Consider the following 26,202-nt stretch of genomic DNA (forward strand, 5'->3'; position numbering starts at 1 on the left):
TGTGCCCGCCTGCGCCCGTGCCGATCGGCTCGGTGGGCGCGTCGACGTCGACAGCCGCCGTCCGGATCCGCCGGCGCCGCGATGCGGCTCGGCCGGCACCGATGCGCGGCGCGTCGCCGCATTGGGGTCGTGGGGACTCACCGGGCCCCGGCCAGCGCCTGCTTGCGGAACTCGGCCGGCGTGCAGCCCGTCTCGCGCTTGAACACCTGGCCGAAGTGCGAGGCGCCGGGGAACCCCCACCGGGCTCCGATCGCGGCGGCCGGCACGTCCGCCAGCGCGGGGTCGGCCAGGTCGAGTCGGCACCGCTCGAGGCGCCGCTCGCGGATGGACCGGGCCACCGTGGTTCCCGTCCGTTCGAACAGTGCGTGCAAGGCACGCGGCGAGATGAAGTGCGCGGCGGCGATGCGGCCGGGGTCCAGGGCGGGATCGGCCAGGTGGGCGTCGATGTAGTCGAGGACCCGGTCCAGGAGCGCCTCGTGCCGGGGCCGGGCCGGGAGCCGGTGCCCGAGCTCGCCGCGGAGCATCGTGCCGACGAGGGTCAGGAGCGACCGGACAGTGGTCCGCCCGTGCACGCCCAGCGACTCGAGGTTGCGGTTGACGCTCAGCACGGTGCTCCACACGGTGTCGGTGAGACCCGGCGCGCACGCGAACGGCCGCGCCGTGATGTCGGCGAGCGGATCGTCCTGGCGGGTGGTGATCGCCCTCTTCGGAAACCGGATGCATGTGGAACGGTAGCCGTCACCCACGGTCAGTGCCGCGGGCTTGCCGGAGTCGTAGAGCGCGAACAGGCCGGGCTTGAGCACGGCGACGCGATCGTCCTGGGCGATGCGGACCTCGCCGGCGAGCTGCAGGGTCATCACGTAGAACCCGGCGTCGCCGTCGCGGATGGAGCTGGGGCCGCGGTAGGCCGCGTGCCGTCCGGAGGACATGTCGATGAAACTGACGCCGTGCAGCGATCGGTCCCGGACGGTGCCGGCGAAGCGCTCGGGCCGGTCACAGTCGAACTCGAAGCTCAGCACGCTGCGCCGGACGGCGTCCGCCCAGGACGTGAACGTGATGGGACGCGGCGCCACGCCGGCGGTGGCGAACTCGTCCGTCAGCGACGCAAGTGACGTCATCGTCATCTCCACGGCTCGCGAACTGCGCGTCGTTTTCCACACGGTACCGAGCGCGCCCACCGGAACCGTGAGTGATGTGGGTCACATTCGGGTGTGCGCGGACGCGACATCGGCGTGCGCTCTCGTGCCACACGCGGGCGCGCGGTATTCCTACAGTTCGCGTCATCGGATACCTCAGTGTGGAGGAGACATCCATGACCTACGTGCACGGTTCGCACCACGTGACACTCTCCGTGGCGGACGCTCAGGAAGACGTCGACTTCCACGTCAAGATCCTCGGTATGCGCTTCATCAAGCGCACGGTGCTGTTCGACGGCTCGCTGCCGATCTACCACCTGTACTACTCCAACGCCGCGGGCGACCCCTCCAGCGTCGTGACGACCTTCCCGTGGGCCCAGGCCGGCTTCTACGGAAAGCGGGGAACCAATCAGGCACGCGAAGTGCTGCTGTCCATTCCGGACCACTCGCTCGACTACTGGCACGGCAGGCTGACCCAGCACGGCATCGAGGTCGCCAACGTCGAACGGTTCGGCAAGCGCAGGCTCGCGTTCCGGCACCCATCGGGGATCGAGTACGTGTTCGTCGGCAACAGCGGCGACGAACGGGTGGGCCACACCGGCTACGGCGTGCCGCAGGAGCACGCGATCCACGGCATCCACGGCGTCGGCGTGCACATGACCACACCCGACCGCATGGTGGAGTTCGCGGACGAGTCGTTCTTCGCCCAGGACGGACTTGCCGAGGAGGGCGACGTCATCGGGCTGCAGATCGGCGACGCCAAGCACGGCAACCACCTCGAGATCACCGTCAACCGGACCGACGATCAGGGCACCTGGGGCTACGGCGCCGGCACATACCACCACTTCGCCTGGAACCTGGACACCCTGGAGAACCAGGACGCGGTGAAGTTCGAGATCGAGGGCCGCGGCTACACCGACATCTCCGAACTCAAGGACCGCAAGTACTTCAAGAGTGTCTACGTGCGCACGCCGAGCGGCGCGCTGTTCGAGCTCGCCGTGACCCACGCCGACGGCGGCTGGACCTGTGACGAGTCACCGCACGAGCTGGGCACCCGGTTCCAGCTCCCGGAACAGTTCGAGCATCGCCGGGAGGAGCTGTTGCGGCAGCTGGAGCCGATCGACATCTGACGGGCCGGAACCGACGAGGTGGGTGACATGGCAGCACCGCACGTGGCCGGCGGCCACGAGATCACCGTCCGGCGTGGACAGTTCTGGGTCCCGGGTGAGCGCGTGAGCACCGAGCACGGCACCGTGCAGCGGGCTCCGCTGTTCGTTCAGTGGGAGGCGCCGCCGGGGCCGGCACATCCCGTACCGCTCGTGCTCGTGCACGGCGGCGGCGGGCAGGGCACCGACTGGACCGGGACACCCGACGGCAGGCCGGGCTGGGCGACGCGGTTCGTGGAGGCGGGCTTCGCGGTCTACGTGGTCGACCGCTGCGGGCACGGCCGCTCGCCGTACCACCCGGATGTGGTCGCTCCGATGGGCGGTCCGTTCCCGTACGAGGCGGCGAAGGCGCTCTTTCTGCCCGACGAGGCCCGCGACGCGCAGACACAGTGGACGTTCGATCGCGACATCGGGTCCGCCGACGTCGACCAGCTGGTGTGCTCGATGGGACCGCTGCCCGCCGACCTGGCCGAGTCGCAACGCCTGGACGCCGACCGGCTGGGCAGGCTTCTCGACATCGTGGGCGAAGCCGTACTGGTCACCCATTCCGCGGGCGGGCCGGTCGGTTGGCTCACCGCGGACGCGCGACCGGACAAGGTCGCGGCGATCGCGGCGATCGAGCCGATGGGCCCCGCGTTCGCCCGGTTCCCCGGGCTCGGTGAGCTCACCTGGGGCCTCACCAGCGCGAAGATCACGTACGACCCTCCTGCAGACGATCCCGCCGAGGTCACCGGCCGCCGCATCCCGGCCCTCGTGGACATGCCGGTCGCGGTGGTCACCGGCGGCGCGTCGCCGTTCGCCGCGTTCGCACCGCAGGTCGTGGAGTTCCTCACCGCCGCCGGGGCGCGCGCGCAGCGGCTCCACCTGCCCGACCTCGGCGTCACCGGCAACGGGCACGGGCTCATCTTCGAGGCGAACTCCGACGAGACCGTCAAGCCCGTCATCGACTGGATCCTGGCCACCCTCAGCGCCCGCTGAATACCCAAGGACGGACATCATGAACCAGTTGCACGTCAGCGACGAGTTCGACGCGCTCCAGCGGCGGCTCGACGCCATCACCCCGGTCATCGAGGAGAACGCCGAGCAGGGCGAGGAGCTCGGTCGCGTGCCCGACGAGGCCGCGAAGGCCCTGCACGAGACCGGCGTGTTCAAGGTCGGCATCCCGCGTGAGCTCGGCGGCTACGAGTTCTCGCCGCGCCAGGTGATCGACACGATCGCGAAGGTGTCGTATGCGGACGCCTCGGCGGGCTGGGCGTTCATGGCCCTGCAGATGATCACCGGCACCACCGCTGCCTACCTCGGCCCGGAAGCCGTCGCGGACCTGTTCCCGGACGTCGGCAACGGCGGCTACGCACTCATCGCGGGCCAGGGCACCAAACTGGGCACGGCGGTGCGGGTCGACGGCGGCTACCGCATCAGCGGGCACTGGCACTTCGCCTCGGGCATCTCGATGGCCACCCACATCCACACCGCCGCGCTGTGCGAGGAGACCGGGGAGGCACTGGTCTTCACCCTGCCCAAGGACCAGGTCACCGTGATCGACAACTGGGATGTGATGGGCCTGCGGGCCACCAGCAGCCACGACTACGTGTGCGAGGACGTGTTCGTGCCGTCGACCCACGTGTACGGCATCGCCACCACCGACGTCCGGCACGGTGGCGCGATCTATCGGATGGGCCTGGCGAACATGTCCGGGATCTGCCACACCGGGTGGGCACTCGGTGTCGGCCGCCGGATGCTCGACGAGATGAAGGCGCTGGCGGCGAAGAAGACAGGCAGCCCCAACGCGTCGGTGGACACCCAGCAGTTCTACGCGGAGTACGCCCAGGCCGAGGCGAAGCTCCGCGCCGCGCGGGCGTGGGCGATGGACGTCTGGGCCGACAACGAAGCGACCTTGGACCGTGGGGAGCTGCTCGACACCGAGCAGGAGACGCTGACCCGGCTGATGCTCAACACCACGACGTGGTCGGTGCATGCCGTGGGCCAGACCGTCTACAAGTGGGCGGCGACGGCGGCGCTGCGGCACGGTGTCCTGCAGAGGTTCTTCCGCGACCTGCACGCCGGGACCCAGCACGTCACCTCCGGCCCGGTCGTGCTGCAGAACTGCGGCAAGCTGCTCAGCGGTCTGGCGCCGAACGCGCACTGGGTGTTCCTGGAGCTGCAGGGAGCCCAGTGATGCCGACGCACGACGAGGCGCTGGCCGAGCGGTTCGCCGCCGCGTTCCGGGCTCACCCCGCGGGGGTCGCGATCATCACCGCCGACGACGGTGGCGGACCCGCCGGGCTGACAGCCACGTCGGTGATCTCGGTCAGCGCCCGACCCGCGTTGCTCGCGTTCTCGCTGTCGGCGCGGTCCTCGGCGGCACCCCGCATCGCGGGGGCGGACACCGTGGTCGTGCACCTGCTGGGCGCCGGTCAGGTGGAGCTGGCGAAGCGGTTCGCGACGAGCGGCATCGACCGGTTCGCGCCCCCGTGCCGGTGGCACCGCCTGCCGACCGGCGAGCCGGTGCTCTCCACCGTCGGCACCTGGCTGCGGGGGCGGATCACCGACCGGCTCACGGCCGGGAATTCGTCCCTCGTGCTCGTGCGCGTGCTGGAGATCGCACGGGGAGGCCGGCCGGGCTCGCCGCTGATCTACCGCGACCGGACCTGGTACTCGCTCGACGAGAAGGCGGTGGTGGCATGACGGTGCCGATGCTCGAATGGGGTGCCGCGGCCGATCAGGCCGAGCTGGCCGTGCTCGCGGTGCACGGCCGCGGTCAGGACCCGGGGTTCATGCGGGACACCGCGCGGCGGTTCGGTCCCGCCCCGGTGCGGTTCGTCGCTCCCGAGGCCGAGGGCAACACCTGGTACCCGCTGTCCTTCCTCGAACCCGCCGAGCGCAACCAGCCCGCACTGGACCGGTCGCTGCGCACACTCGAGACGTGCCTCGGCCGGCTGGCGGAGCGGGGGTTCGATGCGGGGCGGGTCGTGCTGTGGGGGTTCTCGCAGGGCGCCTGCCTGCTCTCGCAGCTCGTCCTCACCAGGCCGCGCCGCGTCGCCAGTCTGGTGATCTTCACCGGCGGCTACGTCGGCACCGAGGCCCCGCCGGTGCCGGGTGACGCGGTCCTGCACGGGGTTCCCGCCGTGCTGCGCAGCATCGAGCACGATCCGTGGGTGCCGCGTCACCGGGTGGAGGACACGGCGGCCCTGCTGCGGCGAGCAGGGGCCGAGGTGGACCTGCGCATAGACCCGGGCACCGAGCACGTCATCACCGACGAGGCGTGCGCGGCGGCGACCAGGCTGTTCACGACGGTGGCCTCCCGGGGAGCCGGCCGGCGGGCGGGGTGAACCGCGGCCGCGGGGAACTCGTACCGCACCGTTGGCCCGGCACCCGGCGCACGATCGGCCGGGTGACCACGACCCTCACAGCTTGGCGACCGTGAGCACCACGACCGAGTCCTCGAGCGCCTCCAGGCTGTGCCGCGCGGGCGGGACGGCGATCAGGTCGCCGTGCAGGCCGTCCCACGATGCCTCGTCGGTGCGCAAGCGGACCCGGCCACGCAACACGAACACGCTCGCCTCGCCCGGGTTCTCGTGCTCGCCGAGAGTCTGCCCGGACAGCAACGCGATGACCGTCTGCCGCAGGACGTGCTCGTGCCCGCCGATGACGGTCTCGGAGCTGCGGCCCTGCGCTGAGTCGGCGGCGCGTTTGAGCAGCTCACGGGCGAGGGCGTCGAGTGAGAACTTCTGCATCGTCTCCGCTTCCGCCGAGGCGGGCCGGATCATCCGGCTGCCGGGTGGGCTTGCGCTACCGGTGCCGCGGCAACGGTGCCGTCCAGGTGAGGACCGTGCCGCCGGGTGGGTCGCAGCGTACGGTCACCGAGCCACCGCACGCCTCGGCGCGGCGGCGCAGATTGGCCAGGCCGCTGCCACGTCCGCGGGCGGCCAGCCCGGAGCCGTTGTCGCTGATCGTGATGGTCAGGACGTCGTCGGCCCGGATATCGATGCCGACCTCCGTGGCCCGCGAGTGCCGCACCACGTTGCTCAGCCCTTCGCGCACGGCGGCCTGGGCGTGCTCGGCGAGGTCCTCGGGGACGACGGCGTCGACGGACCCGGCGATGCGGATCGTCGGGCAGACCCCGCTCGTCGCGGTGAGTTCCGTGATGATGTCGAGCAGGCTGGCGCGCAGACCGCGGCTCGCCGCGTCGCCGGGGCGGACGTCGAACACCGCGTTGCGGATCGCGAGGACGGTCTGGTCGAGCCGATCGACCGTCTCCTGGATGCGCCGGCGCACGTCGTCGTCGGCAGTGCGGCCCAGCGCACCGTGCAGGGACAGACCGATGGAGAACAGCCGCTGGATGACGTGCTCGTGCAACTGCTTCGCGATGCGCTCCCGCTCGCCGGCCAGGGTCAGCTGCCGCTGGTTGCGCTGGTGCTCGGCGAACTCGAGCGCCATGGTGGCCTCGGCGGCGAACGACGTGAGGATGGGCACCTCGTCGGAGGTGAAGTGCCCCTCGCCTCGCGCGCGCACGGCCAGCAGGACACCGCTCGTGCGGGCGACGTTCTTCGGAGCGACCACGAGCGCGGGCCCGAATCCGGTACCCAGCAGGCGTTGCTCCGCCCGGGGAATGGCGGCGAGATCGGCGATCAACCGCGGTTCGCCGTTGGCCACGACGTCGCGGATCACGGGGTCGTCGGCGGCTACGGTACGACCGAGCAACGTCTCCGTATGCGCGCCCGCGGCCGCCCCGACCGTGAGGACGCGACTGTGCGGCTCGGCGAAGAGGATCAGCACGGCCTGGGCACAGGAGAGCTCACGCGCCGAGGAGGCCACCCTGCGCAGCGCGTCGTCGGCGGGTGCGCCACCCAGCAGCGCTGTGTTGATGTCGGCGATGGCCTGCAACCACTGCTCCCGGCAGCGGGACCGTTCGAACAGGCGCGCGTTCTCGATCGCCACTCCGGCGGCGGCGGCGAGGGACCGGACGAGGATCTCGTCGTCGGTGGTGAACGCCTCGTCGTTCGCCTTGTCCGCCAGGAACAGGTGCCCGAACGGGCGGTCGCGTAGGCGGAGTGGCACGGTCAGCACTCGAGGCCATGCCTGCCGCGTGCGGCTCAGCACCTCGTCCCGGTCCGGCATCTCGTGGGCCGTGTGGCTGATCCACGACGGCCACACCGTGTCGTCGGCGCCGACGAACTCCGTGAAGTATCGGCCTGCCGCGTCGAGAATGCCGACGGCGCCGTGGCGGGCGTCGAGCAGACCGCGGGCCGCGTGGACGATCTCCCGGAGCGTCGGCCGGAGCTCCAGCCCGGTGCCCACCGCCAGGACGGCTTCGACGAGACGGCGCAGCCGGTGCCGCGCATCCGTCACCTCGTGGACGTCGGCGCCGCGCTGCCGCACACCGGACAGCAACTCCTCGATCCCGGCCGCGGACAGCTCGCGCGGGGTGATGCGTCCGTCCGTGTTTGTCTGTCGGGGGCCGAATGTGGTGTCCATGAACCGGGGGATCAACTCCTGGCAGCGGGAAGCGGTGCACGGCAGGTGACAACGGCTGCCAGGGTCCGGGGCTGCCAACGAAACTAACCGGACACTCACGGGTAGGCAACATTTCCCAGTGGGTGCACCGCGGCTCTCACTGGGTGCACCGCGATGTGTCCGGTCCACCGTGGTCCGACCGGTTTCCTGTTGTCGTACGGACAATCTCGCGCGCGACGTCGTGCAGTTTTCGGTTGGTGCCCCGGGCGCGCCTGCGGATTTGTTCGAACGCGACGTCGACGGTGATGCCGTGCCGGGCGGCGAGAACGCCCTTGGCCTGTTCGATCACGACGCGGCTCGCGAGTGCGGTCTGCAGCTCGTGCACCAGCCTCGAGCGCGCGCTGAGCTCACTGCTGTGCGCGAGGCCCACGGCCGCGGCGCCGAGCAACGCCTGCGCGAGATCGTGGGTCGCGGGAGACAGCGGGCCGGGCTCGTGGCTGAACAGCTCGCCCACCCCGACGACCTCGCCGCGCAACCACACCGGGATCGCGTGCAGCGAACGGAATCCACGGCGATCGGCTTCCGCGAGGAGTGCGGCGTCGAATCCGGCGCGGCCGAGGTCGGGCACCGAGATCGGCTGTCCCCGCCGGTAGCACTCGGCGGCCGGGCCGCGCTCGCGTCCGGTCTGCAGCTGGATCAGCCGGTGTGCCAACGGGTCCGACGCGCCGAGGGCCCGCAGCGGAGGTTCCGGATACGCGAGCAGCACGCCCGCGGCGTCGACGCCGAGCGTCCCCGCGCAGTGCTGCGCCACCGACTTGGCGTGCTCGGCCACGTCGAGATCAGGCTGCGCCGGATCGACCAACCTGATCATCGCTGTGACGAGCTCGTCCACGGACGATCGGTCGATGCGCTTCACCCCCTCCCGCGCACTCGGTCGCGCACGGTCGGAATCCCGTTACCGCCGAGGCGGCTGTTCACCGCTTCGGCGCAGCGCGGGCCTGCCGGTGCGGCGCTCGGGCACGGCTCACACCCGGCCCCGGGCTCCGGTACCACGGCGCCGGATCAGAGGTCGCGGTGCTCGCCCGCCCGGATCGCCCTGGCCCTCACCCGCCCGGGTGCCGGCGTCGGCGATTCCGAGCACGGGCCTTCACCGCGCCGGGATGGCCGCTACAGGAATTGCCGGAAAACAGCCGGTTACACGCGTGGGCGCCGAAATCGGGGGTGACCGTCATCCGGGGCTTGCGGTGTGCCCGGCGCGCCCGCGGTGTGTCACCCACATGCGTACCGTGGGCGCCGGCCGGGCAAGCGGGCCGTGCGCGAGCAAGAGGCCGGAGAAAGAGGATGGGGCGGTGCGCCCCGCACCGCCCCATCCAGCAGCGCCCACGGCGGCCGGCCCCGACCTACCCGTCGTGCTCACTGCGCGAGCGGCGTCCCCCGACAACCGCCCTCACGCCCCGAACGCCCCCGAGCGCCGGCGTGTACCACCAGTGTCGTCCGCCGCGTAGGCGCTGCCCAGGGGCCGAAAGTCCCTGGTTGCCTCGGCGAACGTCAACGAACCGGGCCGGCTTCGGGGCAGACGCTGTGCTCGCGCAGCCAGTAGGGTCGCACCCGTGGAGACGGCGGCGCGCGATGATCGCCGTGCCGCTCGGTGTGGCGACGCTGTCGGACCGCAGGACGGGGCGCAGCCGGACGGTCGAGATCGGCCGGTTCCAGCTCGCCGCCCACCCGGTCACCGATGCCCTGTAGGCGCAGGTCACCGGTGAAACCGCAGTTGCGGCTCGCCTTCCCGTCGTCGGCGTGTCCTGGTGGGAGGCGGTGCGGTTCTGCAACGCCCTGTCTCGCCAGGAGGGCCTGAGCTCCGCGTACCGCTTTCCCGGAACCGACGGAGACGACGTCGAGTGGGACGAGCGCGCCGACGGCTACCGGCTGCCGAGCGAGGCCGAGTGGGAACACGCCTGCCGGGCGGGCACGACCGGTCCGCGGTACGGGGTCCTGGACGAGATCGCGTGGTATCGCGGCAACTCCGGCGAGCGCCTGCACGAGGTGGGCGGCAAGCGGCCCAACGCGTGGGGGCTGTACGACATGCTCGGCATCGTGTGGGAGTGGTGCTGGGACACCGTCGACGCCGAGGACCATCCGCGGTATCGCGTGCTCCGCGGCGGCTGGTTCGACGAGCACTGGAGCTGCCGGGCCTCGGTGCGTCGCCGCAGCCACCCCACCCTGCGCATCGACGACGTCGGGTTCCGCCTGGTGCGGTCGGCCCGGCACTGAGCGCTGGGCTGCCCACGCTCGGAGTCAAGCCGGATGACGGGCTTCCAGGTCACGCACCAGCGCGCGCAGCTCGCGGTCGGCGGCCAGCACCCCGTCGGTGACCGCGCTCGCCACACCACGCAACAGTGACCACACCTGCCAGGCGCCGGGCGCCATGGTCGCGCCCGCGCGCCGGGCTATGCCGTCGGCGATCACGAGCGCGGCGTCCTCGGGAGCGAGCCTGCTGCGCAGCGGCGCGGGCAGCTGCTGCATCAGGCGGCGACCGAGCGGATCATCGTCCACGGTCGTCCGCGCGAGTCGCGTGTCGACGAATCCGAAGTAGGCGATGCCCACCGTCGCGCCGTGCCCGGCGAGCTCGAGCCGCAGGGCGCGGCCGAGCTGCTCGACGGCGGCCTTGCTGACCATGTAGGCGGCCCCACCGGGGCCGGGGGTGAACGACGCCACCGACGACACGACGACGATGTGCCCGCGCCGGGCGATGACGGCGTCGGCGGCGGCGCGGACGGTGTTGAAGACGCCGGTGAGGTTCACGTCCAGGACCCGGTCGAACTCGGCCGGCTCGATCTGCCGCAGCGTCGCGGGCGGCGGGGTGACCCCGGCGCCCGCCACGACGATGTCGAGGCCACCCGCGCGCTCGACGACGTCGTGGATCGCGACGGTGACGGCCGTCCGGTCGCGGACGTCGGCGGGCATGGTCAGCACCCGCGAGCCGAGCTCGCGCGCCGCGGCTTGGAGGGATTCCCCGTCGACGTCGACGAGGGCGACCGTCGCTCCGCGCCGGTGCAGCACGCGCGCCAGCGCGAGGCCGATGCCGTCGCCGCCCCCGGTGATGAGCACCACCTTGCCCGCCACGTCCAGCGTGACCCTCCGGCCGGGCAGCGGCAGCCCGAGATCCCGCAGCACACCGTCCAGTTGCGACCAGCTCAGCATCGAGCCCTCCGTGCTAGAGGTCCAACACGAGCCGTCCGCGCGCGGCACGGCTCACGCAGAGCAGCATCGCGGTCTCCCGGTCGGCGGCGGGCAGGCGCGTGTCGCGGTGCTCCACCTCGCCCGCGAGCACTCGCACCCGGCACGTGCCGCAGAACCCCTGCCGGCACGAGTACGCGACACCGGGCAGGGCGCGCCGCACCGCCGCCAGGGCGGTCTCGTCGGCGGCGACGCGCACCGTCGTGCCCGTCCGGCGCAGCTCGACGTCGAACGGGCGGCCGCCGAGCACGGGCGGCGGCGAGAACCGTTCGGTGTGCAGCGACGCCGTGGGGTCCAGACGCTGCAGGAGGCGGTACGCGGCAGCCATGAGCGGAGGCGGACCGCACACGTAGACGGCCGCGCCCGGCCCGGCGCTCGGCAGAAGGTCGGCGATGTCCGGCGGGCCGTGCTCGTCGTCGGTGCGGACGTCGACCCGGCCGCCGTAGCCGGCGAGCTCGTCGAGGAACGGCAGCGTGGCGCGGGACCGGCCGAGGTAGACCAGGCGCCACGGCAGGCCGAGCCGGGCGCACGCGCGGACCATGGGCAGGATCGGCGTGCTGCCGATGCCGCCGGCGACGAACAGGTACGACGGCGCGTCCACCAGGCGAAAGGCGTTGCGCGGTCCCCGGATGCGCAGCGGGGTGCCCCGTGCCAGCCGATCGTGGATCTCGCCGGAGCCGGTACCGCCCGGGATCCTGCGCACGGCGATGCGGTACGCCGAACGGTCCGCCGGCTCACCGCACAGGGAGTACTGACGACACCTGCCCGAGGGCAGTGTCAGGTCGATGTGGGCGCCGGGCACCCACGTCGGAAGCGGGACGCCGTCCGCAGGCGCCAGCCTCAGGCCCACGACGCCGTCGGCCTCCCGCCACCGCTGCCGCACGACGACGTCGAGATCGAAACCGGTGTGTCGCACCGGACCAGGCCGGGAGGTCAGCGGACGCGGAGCTCGCGCGACGGCCTGGCGATACAGGGCGGAGACGGCACCGAGCCCCTTCAGCACCACCCCGGGCCGGAAGCCGGTCGTGGTCGTCATCCGGCCACCGCGCCGGCGTTGGCCGCGGGGGAGCGGGCGAGGTAGCGGATCGCGGCGTCCATGCTGCCGAGCTGGGACGGGTGGAACCGCGGGTTCAGGTACTTCGGCAGCTCGGTGAGGAAGATCGTCGCCGGGGGAATCACCCCGCGCGCGGACGCGCTGAGCAGCTCCCGCCACCACGACCGTCCCTTGTGTTCGGCCGGGTCGTGCCGGTACAGGTACCGGGCCGAGCCGAGGAACACCGCGGCCAGCGTCAGGCTGGCCAGCAGCGCCGTGCGTACCCGCCGCGCGTAGCCGCCGTCGACGTACTGGAAGGCGTCGAAGGCGACGTTGCGGTGCTCGACCTCCTCGGCGCCGTGCCAGCGGATCAGATCGAGCATCGTCGGATGCATGCCCCGGCGCTCCAGTTCCCCGGCGTCGAGCAGCCACTCGCCGACCACCGCCGTGTAGTGCTCCATCGCGGCGAACAGGCCGAGCCGCTCGCACAACCAGGCGTGCCGGGCCCGCTCGGGTAGCCCGTGCTCGCCCAGCACTCGGTCGACGAGCCACTCCACGGTGCGCACCACGGGCTCGATGTCGACGCCGAGCGAGGCGAGGTGCTCCCGAGCGCCCTCGTGCGACGAGGCGTGCACGGCCTCCTGCCCGATGAACCCGACGACCTCCTCGTGCAGGCGCGGATCCTCGATCAAGGGCAGCACCTCGGCCAGCGTCCGCGCCATCGCTCGTTCCCCCTCGGGCAGGACGAGGTGCATGACGTTGATGATGTGGGTCGCCATCACCTCGCCCGGGATGTAGTGGCGGGGCACACCGGACCAGTCGAACTCGACATCGCGGGCCGCGATCGCCTGCGCCTCCTCGCCGTAGCGGCGGGCGCCTCGCGGGTCGACGACCGGCGTGCCGCCGAAGGGCCAGAAGCGCAACATCAGGCCGTCCTCGCTGTCTCGGAGAGTTCCCCGGCCGGGCGCGCCGGAGTGCAGGTGTAGCCGCCCAGGTCGAGCGAGCGGGTCCGGGCGCGGAACCGGCGGGCGAAGCCGGGATAGAAGGTGAAGTTGCGGCCCGCGTCGTCGAGGTAGTAGCTGCGGCACCCGCCCGTGTTCCACACCGAGGTGCTCAGCCTGCGGTCCACCTCGCCGGCGAACGCGGACTGCACCTCGCGGCGTACGTCGACACTGGCCAGGCCGTGTGCGCCCATCGTGCGCAACGCGCTGAGCAGGTACGCCACCTGGGCCTCGATGGTCACCACTTGCGACGTGTAGACCACCGAGTTGGGGCCCAGCAGGAAGAACAGGTTGGGAAACCCGCTCACCGTCGTGCCGAGGTAGGCCTGCGGCCCGCCACTCCAGGCCTCGGCGAGCGTGGTTCCCGCACGGCCGCGCACGCGCGGGAACATCGGGTGGTCGGTCATGCGGAACCCGGTGCTCAGCACGATGGTGTCCAGCTCGTGGAGCCTGCCGTCGACGGTGACGATCCCGTGCGGGCGGATCTCGTCGATGGACGCCGTGACCACCTCGACGTTGGGCTGCCCCAGCGCGGGGTAGTAGTCGTTGGAGAAGGTCGGCCGCTTGCAGCCGAAGGCGTAGTCCGGGGTGAGCTTCGCGCGCAGCCGTGCGTCGCGCACCTGCCGGTGCAGGTGTGCGCGGGCGAGCAGTTCGGCGCCCTTGAGCAGCGCCGGCTCGGCCACCAGCCCGGGAACGAGGGCCTCGTGCGCGAGGTCGATCGCCGTGCGGGCGAGCCGGTGTGCGCCGGGCACCGACTGGAGCATTCCTCGTGCAAGGCCGCCCAGCGCCCGGTCGGGATGGGGGAGGATCCACGCCGGGGTGCGCTGGAAGACGGTCAGCGACTCGGCGAGAGGTTGCAGCCGGGGAATGATCTGCACGGCCGACGCGCCGGTACCGATGACGGCGACGCGCTCACCGGCGAGGTCGTGCTCATGGTCCCAGCCGGCCGAGTGGAACACCGCGCCCTCGAAGGTGTCCAGGCCGGGGAAGTCGGGGACGGAGGGTGCGCTGAACGGTCCGAACGCGGCGACGAGGACCCGTGCCTCCCACGTCCCCCGGTCCGTGGTGACGCGCCAGTGCTGCCGCCCCTCCTCCCACGTCGCGTCGAGCATCTCGTGGCCGAGCCGCAGGTGTGGCGTGATGCCGAACGTCTCCGTGCAGTGGCGCAGGTAGCGCTTGATCTCGGGCTGCGACGGGTAGAGGCGCGTCCACTCGGGATTCGGCGCGAACGAGAACGAGTACAGAAGGGAGGGGATGTCGCACTGGGCGCCGGGATAGGTGTTGGCGTGCCAGGTGCCGCCGACGTCCCCCGCCCGCTCGAGCACGACGAAGTCGTCGATGCCGGCGCGCTTGAGCTGGATGGCGGCGCCGAGCCCGCCGAAGCCTGCGCCGACGATGGCCACTCTGACCCGTGACATGGCGCCTCCTCGCTGCGTCGCCGCGGCCACGGTAAGTATTGACAGCGGTCGATGTCAACAGCGGGCGATGTCAACTCCGGGAAGTGGGCGGGGAAGGTCAGCGCACCGACGTCGAGCGCGCGAGGTTGCCGATGACCTGGGCGACGTGCTCCACGAACCGGTCGCGGTCGACGTCGATGGCACCGGTCAGCCACGCCTGATACAGGTAGGCGAGCGCGCCGAAGACGGCCTGGGCGTTCAGCCGGAGGTCGTGCTCGTCGGCGTGTGCGGCCGTGACGTCGGTGCGGCCGAGCCCGTCGGCGATGGTGGCGGTGAAGTCGCCGACCATGGACGCGCCGGAGCTCGTCAGCTCGGGCGCCGCCAGCGACTCCACGAACAGCACCCGCCCGCGCCGCGGGTCGGCGGTGACGAACTCGGTGAACGCGCGCACGACGTGGCGGATGAACTCGAGCGGCTCGCCGGGTGCGTCCGCGAGCGCGGTGAGCAGGACCTCGCGAGCGCGGTTCGCCGTGGCCGCGAGCACCTCCACCAGCAGCTCCTCGCGGCCGGAGAAGCTTTCGTAGAAGTACCGCTCGGTGAGCCTCGCCCGCCGGCAGACCCCGCGCATGGTGACCGCCGCCGCCCCTTCGGTGCCCATGATCGCGAAGGCGGCGTCGAGCAGCTGCCGGCGCCGGCGTGCCTGCCGTTCGTCGGCCTCGACCCCGCGCCAGGGGCGGCGAGTGGGAGACGAGGAATCCGCGTCGGCAGCCATGCCCCCATCCTGACACGGCCCTGGGCACGCGGTGACCACGCCGGTGTTGCGTCGTGACCACGGCGTCCTGTTCCCGGGCCGAGCGCGGACGGTCGCCCGGGCCGGCCGAGCGCCGGCCTGCCCGGCCGCGGACCCCGGGGCGGGAGGTGTCAGCCGTCGCTGATGTTCACCAGCCAGGAGATGCCGAACTTGTCGGTGCACGACCCGAACACGTCACCCCACATCTGCTTCTCCAGCGGCATCGACACCGTGCCGCCGTCCGAGAGCTTCTCCCAGTAGCCGCGGAGCAGGTCGGAGTCGTCGCCGCTGAGGCAGATCGAGATGCTGCTGCCCGGGGTGTACTCCATGCCGGGCGGCGTGTCCGAGGCCATCAGCACGAACCCTGTGTCGGTCTCGAGCTGGCCGTGCATGATCTTGTCGGCTTCGGGAGCGTCCTGGGCTCCGAACTCGCCGAACGTGTTCGTGGTGAGGTTGCCCCCGAACACGGAGTGGTAGAACTCCAGCGCCTGCCGCGCGTTGTCCCGGAAGCTGATGTAGGGGTTGAGCTGAGAAACCATCGTCGGTCCTCCTTCGGTCCCTGCAAACCAGCATCGTCGCAAAGCCGTGGCCCGAGGAACAGGGAACGACCGGAGAAGTTCGCAGCGCCCGGCCGCGGGTATCGGTGCCCGCGCGGACGCCGAGCGGTCGGCCGTCACACCGGGCAGTGTGCGTGATCAGGCGGCACACTGGAGGTGCGTGCGCCGGGCTCCCGGCCGCCATCGACGGGCGTGCGCACGACGACATCGTGGCCGCGGCCCGGCCACACACCCGATGCGAGTGACGGAGATTCACCATGACGAAGATCGTCGTGGGTGTCGACGGTTCCTCCCCGGCGGTGCACGCCGCGGTGTGGGCGGCCGGCGAGGCGGTGCGCCGCCGGGAGGTACTGCGCCTCGTCCATGCCTATGTGGTGCCGGCCTACGGCTATCCGGACTTCATGGCCAGCACCGCACAGTTGCGTGAGGCGCTCCGCCGCGAGGGCGTGCAGGCCCTGAGCGCTGCCGAGCAGGCCGTGCGGGGCGCGGAACCCGAGGTCGAGGTCGAGACCGACCTGGTGGAGGGGCAAGCCACCGCGGTGCTGCGGGCGGAGGCGAGGCAGGCGCGGTTCGTCGCCCTCGGATCACGCGGGCTCGGCGGGTTTCCCGGCCTGCTCGTGGGGTCGGTGGCGACGGTGTTGTCCGGGCACGCACGGTCGCCCGTGGTCGTGGTCCGCGGATCGGGACACGACCAGCCGCCGCCCGCCCAGGGCCAGGTCGTGGTCGGCGTCGACGGGTCCGACGCCAGCGGCGCGGCGCTCGGGTTCGCCTTCGACGAGGCCGCGCTCCGGGGCGTGCCGCTGCGGGCTGTGCGCGTGTGGAACGACGTCACGCTGGAGGCCACCGCGCGGATCTACCCGCTCTCGGTCGACCCCGACGACATCGACGCCGCCGAGCGTGACGTGCTGCAGGCACAGCTCGACCTGTGGATCGAGAAGTATCCCGGCGTGGCCACGCAGCCGGTGGTGGCGCGCGGCCTGCCCGCCCGTACCCTCCTCGAGTTCGGTGGGCAGGCGCAGCTGCTGGTGCTGGGCAGCCGGGGCCGCGGCGGCTTCCGCGGGATGCTGCTGGGCTCGACGAGCCAGGCGCTCATCGCGCACGCGCCGTGCCCGGTGGCCGTCGTGCGGGCCGACCCGGCCGCCGAGGGCGCGCCTGCCTGGACGACTTGAGCGGTGGTCCCGGGCGGCGACCCACTGGCCCGCCCGGGGTCGTGCCGCCGGCGCTGCCCGACGTCCTCGCCCGTGCCACGTCCGGTCCCCACCGCTCCGTGGTCCGGATGCGACTCGGTCATGCCCCGACGGGTGCGGAGTGCACGCGTTTCTCGATCGGAATGGTGATCTCCGTGCGGTAGTCGTCAGGCGAGGACGTCTCGTCGGGACCGGTCACATAGGTCTCGATGGCCGGGCCCGCCGCGTCGTACGGCTGCTCGGCGAGCCACTGCTCGAGCACCCGGTAGGCGTCCCCGAGCCGCTCGTAGGGTCCGGTGTGGACGGTGCACACGCACCGTTGTGCCGGGAGTGTCACGACGCTCGCCGCGTCCACCTGGGCCGCGCCGGGTTGTGATCCCGCGATCGGCACCCGCACCTCGATGTCCAGACCGTCCAGGCTGAAATCACTCAGGTAGGCCACTTCGGGTGGTCCCGCGATACCGAGGCCGTGTACCCCTGCCCGCGAGTACAGAGCGGCCAGGCATGCCCCGATGGACTCGCCGAGCTCCTCGAGCCGGACCGTTTCCCGGACGGCCAGCACCGTCCGTTCCGCCTTGTCCTGGATCCGCACCTCGTAGTCCATGGCCGCCTCCTTCGCTGCCGGCCGGACCTCATTCGTCCCCCGCGCGGGCGTCGGCGCCGAGGAAGCCCAGCGCGGCCTCGGCCGCGTCGCGCCGGGTCGTCGTCAGATGCCCCGTCCGCGGGTACACCTTCAGGGTGCCGCCGGGGATGCGGGCGGCGGTACGGGCGAGGAGGTCACGGCCGTAGAAGCGGTCGCGTTCCCCGCCGACGACGAGCGTCGGCGCGGTGATCTCGCCCAGCCGAGGCTCGAGATCGAACCCGTCCTCGGCCTCGAGCATCGCGAGGAGATCGGGGTCGCCGTCGCCCACGACGGCCCGTCCCAGCGCCCAGCCCACCCCTCCCAGCACCACCCCGCTGAGGGGTCCGATGCCCGATGTCCCGACCAGGCTTGCCGCCGCGCGCCGCGGCCTGCCCGCGCGCAGCGACTCCGCCGCGCGGCGCTGGGCCGTGCGGCCGTGCGGCCCCAGGCGGCACGCCGCCGATACGACCACGAGCCTGCGCACCAGACCGGGGTGGTCGGCGGCGAGTTGCAGGGCCACACTGCCGCCGGTGGAGACCTCCACGACGTCGATCGGCTCGCCGAACCGGACGAGGTGGACGGAGTCGGCGTAGTCGCGAGCCAGTTCCTCCATCGTGACGTGGGCGGGCAGTCCGGGTCGCCGGTTCACCCACCACACCTGGCGCCGCGCGGCCAGATACCGCAATTGCTGCAGCTGGAACCGGCGGTCGACACCGCGCGGCTCGCGGTGGTGCGGCGTGATCCCCGGCAGGAACAGCAGCGGAGGCCCGGTCCCCAGGCGCAGGTACGGCATCCCGCCGTGCAGGGTGCCGTGGCTGACGGCCGGCTCCGGCATGGTCGTGCACTTCCGCGTCGCGCTGCGATGCGCATGACACTACGCCGGCCGCGCCCGGCCACAAGGGGCGAAGGTCCCGGCCCGGACGGTGACCGCGGTTCGCTCGGCGGCCGTGACCGGTCGCCGCCACAAAACCCACGGCACCACCGGGTCTTGTGGCACTACCGCCTGCCCCGGGCCGGGGAGTGAGCTACGGGCGTCCATGAGCGCGTCGACCAATCCGTGAGGAGGCATCATGGCCGCACCCACCATCGAGACCCTGCACGATCGCGTACGCGGTCCGTTGATCACCGCCGACGACGAGAGGTACGACGAGGCCCGCAGAGTCCACAACGGCATGATCGACCGGCGACCGCGCGCGATCGTGCGGGCGGCGAACGTCGGTGACGTCATGGCCGCGGTCGACTTCGCCCGGGAGAACTCACTCGAACTGTCCGTCCGCGGCGGCGGGCACAGCGTCCCGGGTTTCGGCACCTGCGACGACGGCGTGGTGATCGACCTGTCCGGGATGCGCTCCGTCTGGGTCGACCCCGCGGGCCGCACCGCCCGCGTCGAGGGCGGCGCCACGTGGGGCGACGTCAACGCCGCGACCAACGCCTTCGGGCTCGCGACGACGGGCGGCATCATCTCGACCACCGGCGTCGGCGGGCTGACGCTCGGCGGCGGCATCGGTTACCTCGATCGCGCCTACGGCCTGTCCTGCGACAACCTGCTCTCCGCGGGCGTCGTGACCGCGGACGGACAGTTCCGCGTGGCCGGACCCGAGGAGAACCCGGACCTGTTCTGGGCGTTGCGGGGCGGCGGTGGCAACTTCGGCGTGGTCGTCTCCTTCGAGTTCCGGCTGCACCCGGTCGCCGACATTTACGGCGGTCCGATGTTCTTCGAGCTCGACGCGGCCGCAGATCTCCTGCGGACCTACCGCGAGTACATCCGGAGCGCGCCCGAGCAGCTCGGCGGGTTTCCGGCGTTCCAGATCGCGCCGCCGCTGCCCTTCATCCCGGAAGACCGGCACGGCGAGCCGTTCGTCGCCTTCGTGTCGTGCTGGACGGGCCCGCTGGACGCGGCAGAACGTGCGTTGGAGCCGATCCGCGCCGTCGCCCCGACCGTCGCCGAACACGTCGGCCCGATGCCGTACCCGGCGTTGAACAGCGCCTTCGACCCGCTGGTGCCGCCCGGTCTGCAGCATTACTGGAAGGCGAACTTCGTCACCGAACTCACCGACGAGGCCATCGCGGCACACCTGGAGCACGGACCCAAGCTGCCCGCCGTCAACTCGACGGTGCACATCTACCCGATCAACGGCGCCTGCCACCGCGTCGGCTCCGGTGACACCGCGTTCGCCTACCGGGACGCCGACTTCGCCACGGTGATCGCCGGCATGTGGCCCGACCCCGCCGACAACGACGCCAACATCCGGTGGGTGCGCGACTACTACGACGCCACCGCACCGCACTCGGAGGCGGGCGGCTACATCAACTTCATGGCCGGCGACGACCAGAGCCGCATCCGCACCAACTACCGCGGGAACTACGACCGGCTCGTGGAGGTCAAGCGGCGCTACGACCCGGACAACCTGTTCCACCTGAACCAGAACATCCGGCCGTAGCCGCGTTGAGCGGTGCGGGCGGGCGCAGCGCCGGCTGCACCCGCCCGCACCGGTGTGCGGGGCATTCCCGCCGGCTTCCGTGAGAAAAACACTGACGGGTGGGTCCCAATCTTTGACATTTGTTTGACACCGTATCGCAGTGGCGCCACCATCTCGCCATGGTGAGAAACGGTGTTCCCGATTCCTTTGGTGCAGCAGGCAATGCGCCTGGAGTAGCGGCACTTTGATTTCTCCCTGAGTGTAATGAATCGCTCCTGAAAGCCCGTCGCCGACGCGGCGGGCAGGGGAGCGCTGTGTCCGTTTCCGGGCGCAGCGTCCTTTGTTTCGATAAGGCGCAAAACAAAAATCGGAGAAAGAATGCCGCTGAAATCGCCGTTGTGGCGAAAGACGATGATGCTCGCCGCGGTGGTGGTGGTCGCGGTCGGCGCCGTGGCGTCGACCGGCTCGACCGCGCCCGCGTACGCCGACGTGGAGGTGGTCACCGACGCCCGGAAGGGCGCCGACGGCAAGGAGTACTGGGTGAAGAACCATCTGGTCCCCGACCTCGTCCGCGCCGGCGGGACCGGCGGCCAGCGCAAGAAGTGGCTGCTCGTGTGGGCAGGGGACGAGAACATCGCGGACACCGTCGTGAAGGACGTCAAGAACCTGCCCGGCACGCTCGGTGGTGGTCTGAACAAGGTCAAGAACGCACTGCCCGGCCCGGACTTCCTCGCGGTGATCGACGCGACACCCGGGTCTCGCTCGTACGGCAAGGTGGTCAACACGGCGACCGTGGGGCCGCTCGTGGAGAACGAACCGCACCACATGCAGTACGTGTGGCACAAGGGCGACACGATCTACGCCGGAGCGCTGTTCCTCGCCGCCACCTATGCGTTCGACGTGTCCGCCCTGCCCGAGCTCAAGCTCAAAGGCGTCAGCCTGCCGACCCAGACACTCGGCGGGTCCGTTCCCGACGCGTACTGGGTGCTCAAGGACGGCACCGCCTACGGCACTTACATGGGCGGCCCGGTGGCGCCCGGCCCCTACACCTACGCCAACGGCCAGACCGTGACGAGCAACGGGTTCGCGGGCAGCCCGGGTGCCGTCGTGAGGTTCGACGAGAACGCCCGGGTGCTCTCGCAGACGTCCGCGGCGACACCGCAGGGCGACAACGCGAAGCTGTGCGAGAACCTGCCGACCCTGGGCAAGCCGACGTGCGCCAACCCGCACGGGATCCAGGCCCGCGAGGATCTCGACACTCTCGTGACGAGCGATTACGCCGAGCCGAGGAACATCATCCTCGACCCGGTGAAGCAGCCGTCCCCGTACCTGCGGCGGCCCACCGTGCGCACGTGGGACATCTCCGACCGGAACAACCCGAAGCTGCGTGCGGTGTCCTACCTGCCGGACGGACCGCGGGCGGACTTCGCCGACCCGCTGTATGCGGAGAGCCGCGCCGTGATGGAGACGACGGTGACGAACCTGCCGCACCACAAGGGCGCCTTCGCGCAGACCATGCAGGGCGGCGCGGTGTTCTACACACCGGACATCACCGCGAAGGAACCGCGCTGGACCCAGGTGCTCGACGACGGTGCCGCGAGCAAGGCGATCTACCCGGGCAACGACAGCATCGGCGCGAGCTCCAACGGCGGGTGGATCCAGACCAGTCCGGACGACCGCTTCCTGTACCGCGCCATCACCGGCCGGCAGAAGGGAACGCTCGGCCCGGACGATCCGGGAGCCACCGGCGGCGTCTACGTGCTGGACATCCGGAAGCTGCTGGCCGCGGGTACGGACTTCCGGTGCAACATCGACACTCGCCAGGAATCGGAGAACGGTGGCGCCGAGTCCGATTGCCCGACCGTGGCCGGTGCGGCACCGATCAACCCCGGCACGCCCGGTGCCGGGCCGCATTGGGGCGCCTACGACAACTTCGTGCCCGATGCCGACGGTCTCTACCGCGAGACCGACCGGCCGACCCGGCTGGCGGTGTCGAACTACTTCGTCGCGCGGTCCGGATTGGACGGTGACCACACGGTGAACATGCTCGACCTGGGGGAGGACGGCTCGGTGCGGGTCGACCAGAACTTCCGGGACGAGTTCACCGGCCAGGTGGGCATCAACTTCAACCGGAAGTCGTGGCCACACGGCGATTTCGGCAACGCCAAACCCCATTCCGAACTGTTCGTCATCGCGGACAAGGACGTGAAGTAGCGATCATCCCGAGCCGGGAGCGGTCCGCGCGACCGCTCCCGGCTCCTCGGCACAGGGGAATTTCCTGATGGATCACGGCACTCACGTGTCCACCGGATCGGCGGGCGCCGACGGCCTCGCCCTGGCGATCCGGCTTCTCCTCCTCTCCAGCACCGCGCTCGTCGGCGGTGCCGGGCTGGCCCGCCCCCTGACGGGCGCGGTGTCCCGCGCAGCAGGGCTCGTCGTCGCCGTCGCGGCCGCTGTCTCGGCGGCCCTCGCCGTCACCTCGGTGGTGGTGCTCGGTGTCAACGTCGTCGGCGGTGTGGTGCACGCGCTGCTGACCGTGGCGGTCGCGGCGCTGGTGGCCAGGCCGTCGGTCGTGCGCTGGCCCGCGAGCGCGCTCGTCCTGCTCGTGGTCCTGGAGACCGCCCACGGCCGCTCGGGCCTGGAGTTCATGCTCGACGTGGTGTTCGTCGCCGGTGCCACCACGTGGTTCGGAATCGCCCTGGCGGCCACCGGAGTAGGGGGCTGGCGCAGCGAGACCGTCCGTCCGGGACCGCTGGTGCTGGCACTTGGCGTCGTTCTGACGCTGGCGGGCGTGGTGCACCTCGTGGTGGCCGCGCCCGGCTTCGACCGCCGGCTCTACACGACGGCCGCGGGCCTGACGGCGCTCGTGGTCGTGGTCCTGCCGCTCGTGGTGACGGTCGTGGTGGCGGTGTCGCTCCGGCGCCGGACCACGGTGGTGCAGGGATACCGGTACGGCGCGGTCGGCATGGTGGCCTGTTTCCTGGCCTGGACCGCCGGCGCCGCGATCCCCGAACCCCCCGAACTGCCCATGCCGGGCGTCCCGCTGCTGGCCACCGCGAGTCTCGCCGGGCACGACGTGCCGATCCTCGTCAGCCCGCATCGGCCCGGCCGCAACCTCGTGCACGTGCCCGCGTCGGCGGGAGACGGCGTCAGTGTCGGCGTCGAGGGCGACGACTCCGTACCGGCCGTACTCCGGGCCGGTGCGCAAGGCGCGTGGGCGGAGGTCCACCTCCCTCCCGGACGCAGCGACCTGGTGGTGCGGCACGGAGCCGCCGAGACCACCGTCGAGGTCGACACCGGAACCGGCGCGGGACCCGCGAGCGCGGTCGGCAGCGACGGACCCGAGTGCGCCTCCGCCGCGCTGGGTGGCCTCGTCGCCGGTGCGCGGGAGGTGCTCGCGACGTGCCCGGCGGACGCACTGTCCGAACCGGACGCCGACGCCCTGCGTAAGCTGGTCGGCTACCTTGCGGGACGGGGTGTGCCCGCGATCACGCTCGCCGCCGACACGTCCGCACGGGGCAGGCAGGCGGCCGAGGTCATCCGTGCGGCGGCCGGCGAGTCCAGGCTGCCGGTCACGGAGGAGCAGCGGCAGGACGCGGCCCTTGTGGTCGTGTCCGGCTGGAGCGGTGCCTCCACCACCCTCACGCGAGCGGCCGCGGCCCAACGGGAGGAACCGGCGTACGGATACGGCGTGCACCTGGCGCCGTGGTTGCTCACCGGCCCGCTCGCCAGCACCGTCGCAACCTCGTCGGTACCGCTGCGGTTCGACCCGCGTGCGGAGCCTGCCGTGACCTTCACCGTGTCGCTCGGCAACGCCTTCGGCGGCGAACGTCCCAGCGTCGACGGCTACCGGAGGTGGCTGGCGGCACGCGGGCAGCAGGCGGACGAGGACGTGCGCCTCTTCGCCACCGCGCAGGTGAACGTGATGCCGATGAGCCCGGACATGCCGCACGCGCCCGGCATGGCGGGCATCGGCGAGGGCGCCGGGCACTGGATCGAACACGGCACGGTCATCCCCGTCAGTCTCCCGCTCCAGCCGTGAGCGGACACCGCTCGACAACACGCGAGGGGAGGTGAACACATGAGGACGACCTTGGCGCGCGTCGCCACGATCGTCGCGACGGCCGCCGCGTCGCTCGCAGCCGCAAGCGGGGTGGCGGCGGCCGAACCGCAGGACCCGGCGACCTGGCTGCTCCCGGGCGTCGACGCCGGCGCGCTGCTCGGCCCGACCGTCGGCCTGCCGACCGACGCGCTCGCCCCGCTGTACGGCGTGCTCACGCTGCTCGCCGGTTGACCCGTTCGACCAGGAAGGACACTGCTGCCATGAGGAAGACCATCGTGCGCGGCGTCGCCGTCGCGACGCTCGCGGCCGTCGCGATGGCCGCTGCGGCGCTGCCCGCGTCGGCCGCGGCCGCCCCGGCGGAGGACGAGGTGGTGATCGTCGACGAACCGGACACGAGCGATCTGCACAACGTCTACACCGTCGCGCCGCTCGGGGTGCCCGTGTTCGGGCTGATCCGGTCGGTGGCCGGGGTGCCCGGCAAGATCCTGCCGAGCGTCGGTCAGTAGGGCATCGACGACAGGGGGCGCCCCGGCTGTGGCCGGAGCGCCCCCTGTGTCGAACGCGGTGGGTCAGCAGACGCTGTCGGCCGGCCGGGGGTTGGTGAGACCGAACAGCGGGCGCAGCTTCAGGCCGACCCACGTCCCGCCGAGCGCGAACGCGCCCCACAGCCAGCCGTGCAGGCTACCGGTGGAGATGCCGCCGAGATACGCGCCGATGTTGCAGCCCCCGGCCAGGCGCGCACCGATGCCCATGAGCACTCCGCCCAGTACGGCGGCGACCGCGGTGCGCCACGGAATCTCCGAGCGGATCTTCCACGCACCGGCCGCCGCCGCCGCGATCGCGGCGCCGAGGATGATGCCGACGTTGGTCAGCGTCGTCTTCTCCGTCCACACCGAACTCTCGAGCATCGCGGCGAACTTCGGCTGCTGCCAGAATTCCCAGGTCTCCGGGTGCAGCCCGATCAGCTGGAGCAGCTTCGCTCCCCACAGGGCGAAGGCCGTCGTCACACCCCAGATGCCGCCGGAGACGAGCACCACCGCGGCGGCGAGCACGCCGAGCACCACCGCACCCACGAGCAGCGGCCAGGAACCACGCAGGATCCGGGCGGCTCCCTTCGCGCTGGGCACCGCCCCGAGCGGCGGCGGCACGCGCCTCGCCTGCACGACCCGGGTGGCCACGACGATGAGCACCAGCAGACCGATGGTGATCGCCCACGATCCGAACCAGCCGACGTGGTCGGACAGCAGGACGCCCGGCACCTCCGGCCAGCCGTCGAAGGCCGGGAAGGCGAACGTGTAGAGCACCGAGCCGATGATGAACCCGCCGAGTGTGAAGACGATCGTGGACTGCCCCGAGCCGACGGCGAACAGCGTGCCGGATGCGCAGGCGCCGCCGAGTTGCATGCCGATCGCGAACACCGCGGCACCGACGAACAGCGGAAGCCCGATCGGGCCGGCCGTGGCTTCCGGTGACGAGCCGAACAATCCGGACCCGGTGCCGAAGATCAGTGCGATGAGCGTCGCCGCGGTGCCCAGCAGCAAGGCGTGGGCCCGCAGCCCCTCACCGTTGCCGACGGCGATGAGCTGGCGCCATGCCGAGGTGAAACCGAAGCGGGAATGGAAGAGCGCGACACCCAGGAACACACCGATGATGAGCAGCGCGCCGAACTTCTGCCCGTGGACGGTCCAGACGTACCAGCTCAGCCCGGCCGCCAGCAGCCCGGCGATCGCGAGCGGAACGACCCGGACCGGCTCTTCCGGGTCCGGACGTGGGGCGGCACACGATGTCGGTGACGTGAGCAGGAAATTCCCCGAGGGCGCTTTGCCGGTCTCAGTCGACACTGTTTCTCCATAGGGCACGAGGGGAGCGAATCAACGCACAAGATTAGAACCAGACCGGCGCGGGAGCTAATCCCGTCCATTGTCTGGACGTCCTCGTTCCGGGCAGAGAATTTTCTCACAGTGTTACTTTCGCTATTTCCGGAAATTCCGGCTCGCTTCGCAGGCCCATCGGTGTCCGTGCCGAGGCTTCGCGTGCCTGCGGTGCGTCCTTTGAGGACGGGCAGGCGCCGGCTGTCGTCGCACTGTGAGCGCCCTCACGCTGCGGTAGCCTCGGGGTCGGCGACCGCAGTCGGCGGAA

24 protein-coding genes and 1 pseudogene are annotated in these 26,202 nt (G+C 71.6%); 12 read left to right on the forward strand and 13 right to left on the reverse strand.

Annotation, left to right across the window (positions count from 1 at the left end):
- Window positions 1-137: 137 nt before the first annotated feature.
- Window positions 138-1,118 carry an AraC-like ligand-binding domain-containing protein gene (locus ACFSZT_RS18235; protein WP_377390615.1) on the reverse strand — a complete coding sequence of 327 codons (981 nt, stop codon included), beginning with the start codon at window positions 1,116-1,118 and terminating at the stop codon, window positions 138-140.
- A gap of 194 nt (window positions 1,119-1,312) precedes the next feature.
- Here ACFSZT_RS18235 and ACFSZT_RS18240 point away from each other — a divergent pair, with 194 nt between their 5' ends.
- The 5 genes from ACFSZT_RS18240 to ACFSZT_RS18260 are packed head-to-tail and all read left to right on the forward strand — an operon-like array spanning window position 1,313 to window position 5,631.
- Window positions 1,313-2,266: a VOC family protein gene (locus ACFSZT_RS18240; RefSeq protein WP_377390617.1), complete on the forward strand. Its 954-nt coding sequence runs from the start codon at window positions 1,313-1,315 to the stop codon at window positions 2,264-2,266.
- 27 nt (window positions 2,267-2,293) lie between these two features.
- Window positions 2,294-3,280 carry an alpha/beta fold hydrolase gene (locus ACFSZT_RS18245; RefSeq protein WP_377390619.1) on the forward strand — a complete coding sequence of 329 codons (987 nt, stop codon included), beginning with the start codon at window positions 2,294-2,296 and terminating at the stop codon, window positions 3,278-3,280.
- 19 nt (window positions 3,281-3,299) lie between these two features.
- Window positions 3,300-4,478, forward strand: coding sequence for an acyl-CoA dehydrogenase family protein (locus tag ACFSZT_RS18250; protein WP_377390621.1), 1,179 nt, complete (start codon window positions 3,300-3,302; stop codon window positions 4,476-4,478).
- Entirely contained in the window at window positions 4,478-4,987 is a 510-nt protein-coding gene (locus tag ACFSZT_RS18255; RefSeq protein ID WP_377390623.1) for a flavin reductase family protein, read from the forward strand. Before ACFSZT_RS18250 ends, ACFSZT_RS18255 begins: the two co-directional genes overlap by 1 nt.
- Window positions 4,984-5,631: an alpha/beta hydrolase gene (locus ACFSZT_RS18260; protein WP_377390625.1), complete on the forward strand. Its 648-nt coding sequence runs from the start codon at window positions 4,984-4,986 to the stop codon at window positions 5,629-5,631. Before ACFSZT_RS18255 ends, ACFSZT_RS18260 begins: the two co-directional genes overlap by 4 nt.
- 75 nt (window positions 5,632-5,706) lie before the next feature.
- On the opposite strand, the gene ACFSZT_RS18265 is transcribed toward ACFSZT_RS18260, so the two are convergent.
- The 3 genes from ACFSZT_RS18265 to ACFSZT_RS18275 form a co-directional block, all read right to left on the reverse strand.
- Entirely contained in the window at window positions 5,707-6,069 is a 363-nt protein-coding gene (locus ACFSZT_RS18265; protein WP_377390627.1) for a cupin domain-containing protein, read from the reverse strand.
- Between the two features lie 22 nt (window positions 6,070-6,091).
- Window positions 6,092-7,777, reverse strand: a complete 1,686-nt coding sequence (locus ACFSZT_RS18270) for a GAF domain-containing sensor histidine kinase (protein ID WP_377390629.1) — start codon at window positions 7,775-7,777, stop codon at window positions 6,092-6,094.
- Between the two features lie 136 nt (window positions 7,778-7,913).
- Window positions 7,914-8,648, reverse strand: coding sequence for an ANTAR domain-containing protein (locus ACFSZT_RS18275; RefSeq protein WP_377390631.1), 735 nt, complete (start codon window positions 8,646-8,648; stop codon window positions 7,914-7,916).
- A gap of 737 nt (window positions 8,649-9,385) precedes the next feature.
- Here ACFSZT_RS18275 and ACFSZT_RS18280 point away from each other — a divergent pair.
- Window positions 9,386-10,027: pseudogene (locus ACFSZT_RS18280) on the forward strand (formylglycine-generating enzyme family protein).
- 24 nt (window positions 10,028-10,051) lie between these two features.
- Here the strand turns inward: ACFSZT_RS18280 and ACFSZT_RS18285 are convergent.
- The 6 genes from ACFSZT_RS18285 to ACFSZT_RS18310 form a co-directional block, all read right to left on the reverse strand.
- On the reverse strand, window positions 10,052-10,957 hold the full coding sequence (locus tag ACFSZT_RS18285) for an SDR family oxidoreductase (protein WP_377390633.1): 906 nt from the start codon (window positions 10,955-10,957) through the stop codon (window positions 10,052-10,054).
- A gap of 13 nt (window positions 10,958-10,970) precedes the next feature.
- The gene (locus ACFSZT_RS18290; RefSeq protein ID WP_377390635.1) at window positions 10,971-12,029 is read right to left on the reverse strand and encodes a PDR/VanB family oxidoreductase; all 1,059 of its coding nucleotides are present in this window, start codon (window positions 12,027-12,029) and stop codon (window positions 10,971-10,973) included.
- Complete coding sequence (locus ACFSZT_RS18295) at window positions 12,026-12,952, reverse strand: metal-dependent hydrolase (protein WP_377390637.1); 927 nt, start codon at window positions 12,950-12,952, stop codon at window positions 12,026-12,028. The genes ACFSZT_RS18290 and ACFSZT_RS18295 overlap by 4 nt, the downstream gene beginning before the upstream one ends.
- Window positions 12,952-14,445, reverse strand: coding sequence for a flavin-containing monooxygenase (locus ACFSZT_RS18300; protein ID WP_377390639.1), 1,494 nt, complete (start codon window positions 14,443-14,445; stop codon window positions 12,952-12,954). The genes ACFSZT_RS18295 and ACFSZT_RS18300 overlap by 1 nt, the downstream gene beginning before the upstream one ends.
- Before the next feature lie 97 nt (window positions 14,446-14,542).
- Window positions 14,543-15,196, reverse strand: coding sequence for a TetR/AcrR family transcriptional regulator (locus ACFSZT_RS18305; protein WP_377390641.1), 654 nt, complete (start codon window positions 15,194-15,196; stop codon window positions 14,543-14,545).
- A 149-nt stretch (window positions 15,197-15,345) separates the two neighbouring features.
- Complete coding sequence (locus ACFSZT_RS18310) at window positions 15,346-15,753, reverse strand: VOC family protein (protein WP_377390643.1); 408 nt, start codon at window positions 15,751-15,753, stop codon at window positions 15,346-15,348.
- Window positions 15,754-16,028: 275 nt separating this feature from the next.
- Between ACFSZT_RS18310 and ACFSZT_RS18315 the strand changes: the two genes are divergently transcribed.
- Entirely contained in the window at window positions 16,029-16,940 is a 912-nt protein-coding gene (locus ACFSZT_RS18315; RefSeq protein ID WP_377390645.1) for a universal stress protein, read from the forward strand.
- Between the two features lie 118 nt (window positions 16,941-17,058).
- Here ACFSZT_RS18315 and ACFSZT_RS18320 read toward each other — a convergent pair whose 3' ends face one another.
- Both ACFSZT_RS18320 and ACFSZT_RS18325 read right to left on the reverse strand, forming a co-directional pair.
- Window positions 17,059-17,562, reverse strand: a complete 504-nt coding sequence (locus ACFSZT_RS18320; RefSeq protein WP_377390647.1) for a GyrI-like domain-containing protein — start codon at window positions 17,560-17,562, stop codon at window positions 17,059-17,061.
- Between the two features lie 28 nt (window positions 17,563-17,590).
- A complete protein-coding gene (locus tag ACFSZT_RS18325; protein WP_377390649.1) occupies window positions 17,591-18,415 on the reverse strand; it encodes an alpha/beta fold hydrolase in 825 nt (274 codons plus the stop codon).
- A gap of 235 nt (window positions 18,416-18,650) precedes the next feature.
- On the opposite strand from ACFSZT_RS18325, the gene ACFSZT_RS18330 reads away from it, so the two are divergent.
- The 5 genes from ACFSZT_RS18330 (at window position 18,651) to ACFSZT_RS18350 (ending at window position 24,569) form a co-directional block, all read left to right on the forward strand.
- A complete protein-coding gene (locus ACFSZT_RS18330) occupies window positions 18,651-20,021 on the forward strand; it encodes an FAD-binding oxidoreductase (protein WP_377390651.1) in 1,371 nt (456 codons plus the stop codon).
- 357 nt (window positions 20,022-20,378) lie between these two features.
- Complete coding sequence (locus ACFSZT_RS18335) at window positions 20,379-22,214, forward strand: hypothetical protein (protein WP_377390653.1); 1,836 nt, start codon at window positions 20,379-20,381, stop codon at window positions 22,212-22,214.
- Window positions 22,215-22,281: 67 nt separating this feature from the next.
- Entirely contained in the window at window positions 22,282-24,042 is a 1,761-nt protein-coding gene (locus ACFSZT_RS18340) for a hypothetical protein (protein WP_377390655.1), read from the forward strand.
- Window positions 24,043-24,081: 39 nt separating this feature from the next.
- Window positions 24,082-24,294 (forward strand): hypothetical protein, encoded by a 213-nt coding sequence (locus tag ACFSZT_RS18345; protein WP_377390657.1) that lies wholly within the window; start codon window positions 24,082-24,084, stop codon window positions 24,292-24,294.
- Window positions 24,295-24,323: 29 nt separating this feature from the next.
- Window positions 24,324-24,569 carry a hypothetical protein gene (locus tag ACFSZT_RS18350; RefSeq protein WP_377390659.1) on the forward strand — a complete coding sequence of 82 codons (246 nt, stop codon included), beginning with the start codon at window positions 24,324-24,326 and terminating at the stop codon, window positions 24,567-24,569.
- Window positions 24,570-24,632: 63 nt separating this feature from the next.
- Here the strand turns inward: ACFSZT_RS18350 and ACFSZT_RS18355 are convergent, their stop codons facing one another.
- Complete coding sequence (locus ACFSZT_RS18355) at window positions 24,633-25,904, reverse strand: YeeE/YedE family protein (protein WP_377390661.1); 1,272 nt, start codon at window positions 25,902-25,904, stop codon at window positions 24,633-24,635.
- Between the last annotated feature and the right edge of the window lie 298 nt (window positions 25,905-26,202).

The organism is Prauserella oleivorans (genome assembly GCF_042685745.1).
Taxonomy (GTDB): Bacteria; Actinomycetota; Actinomycetes; order Mycobacteriales; family Pseudonocardiaceae; genus Prauserella_A; species Prauserella_A oleivorans.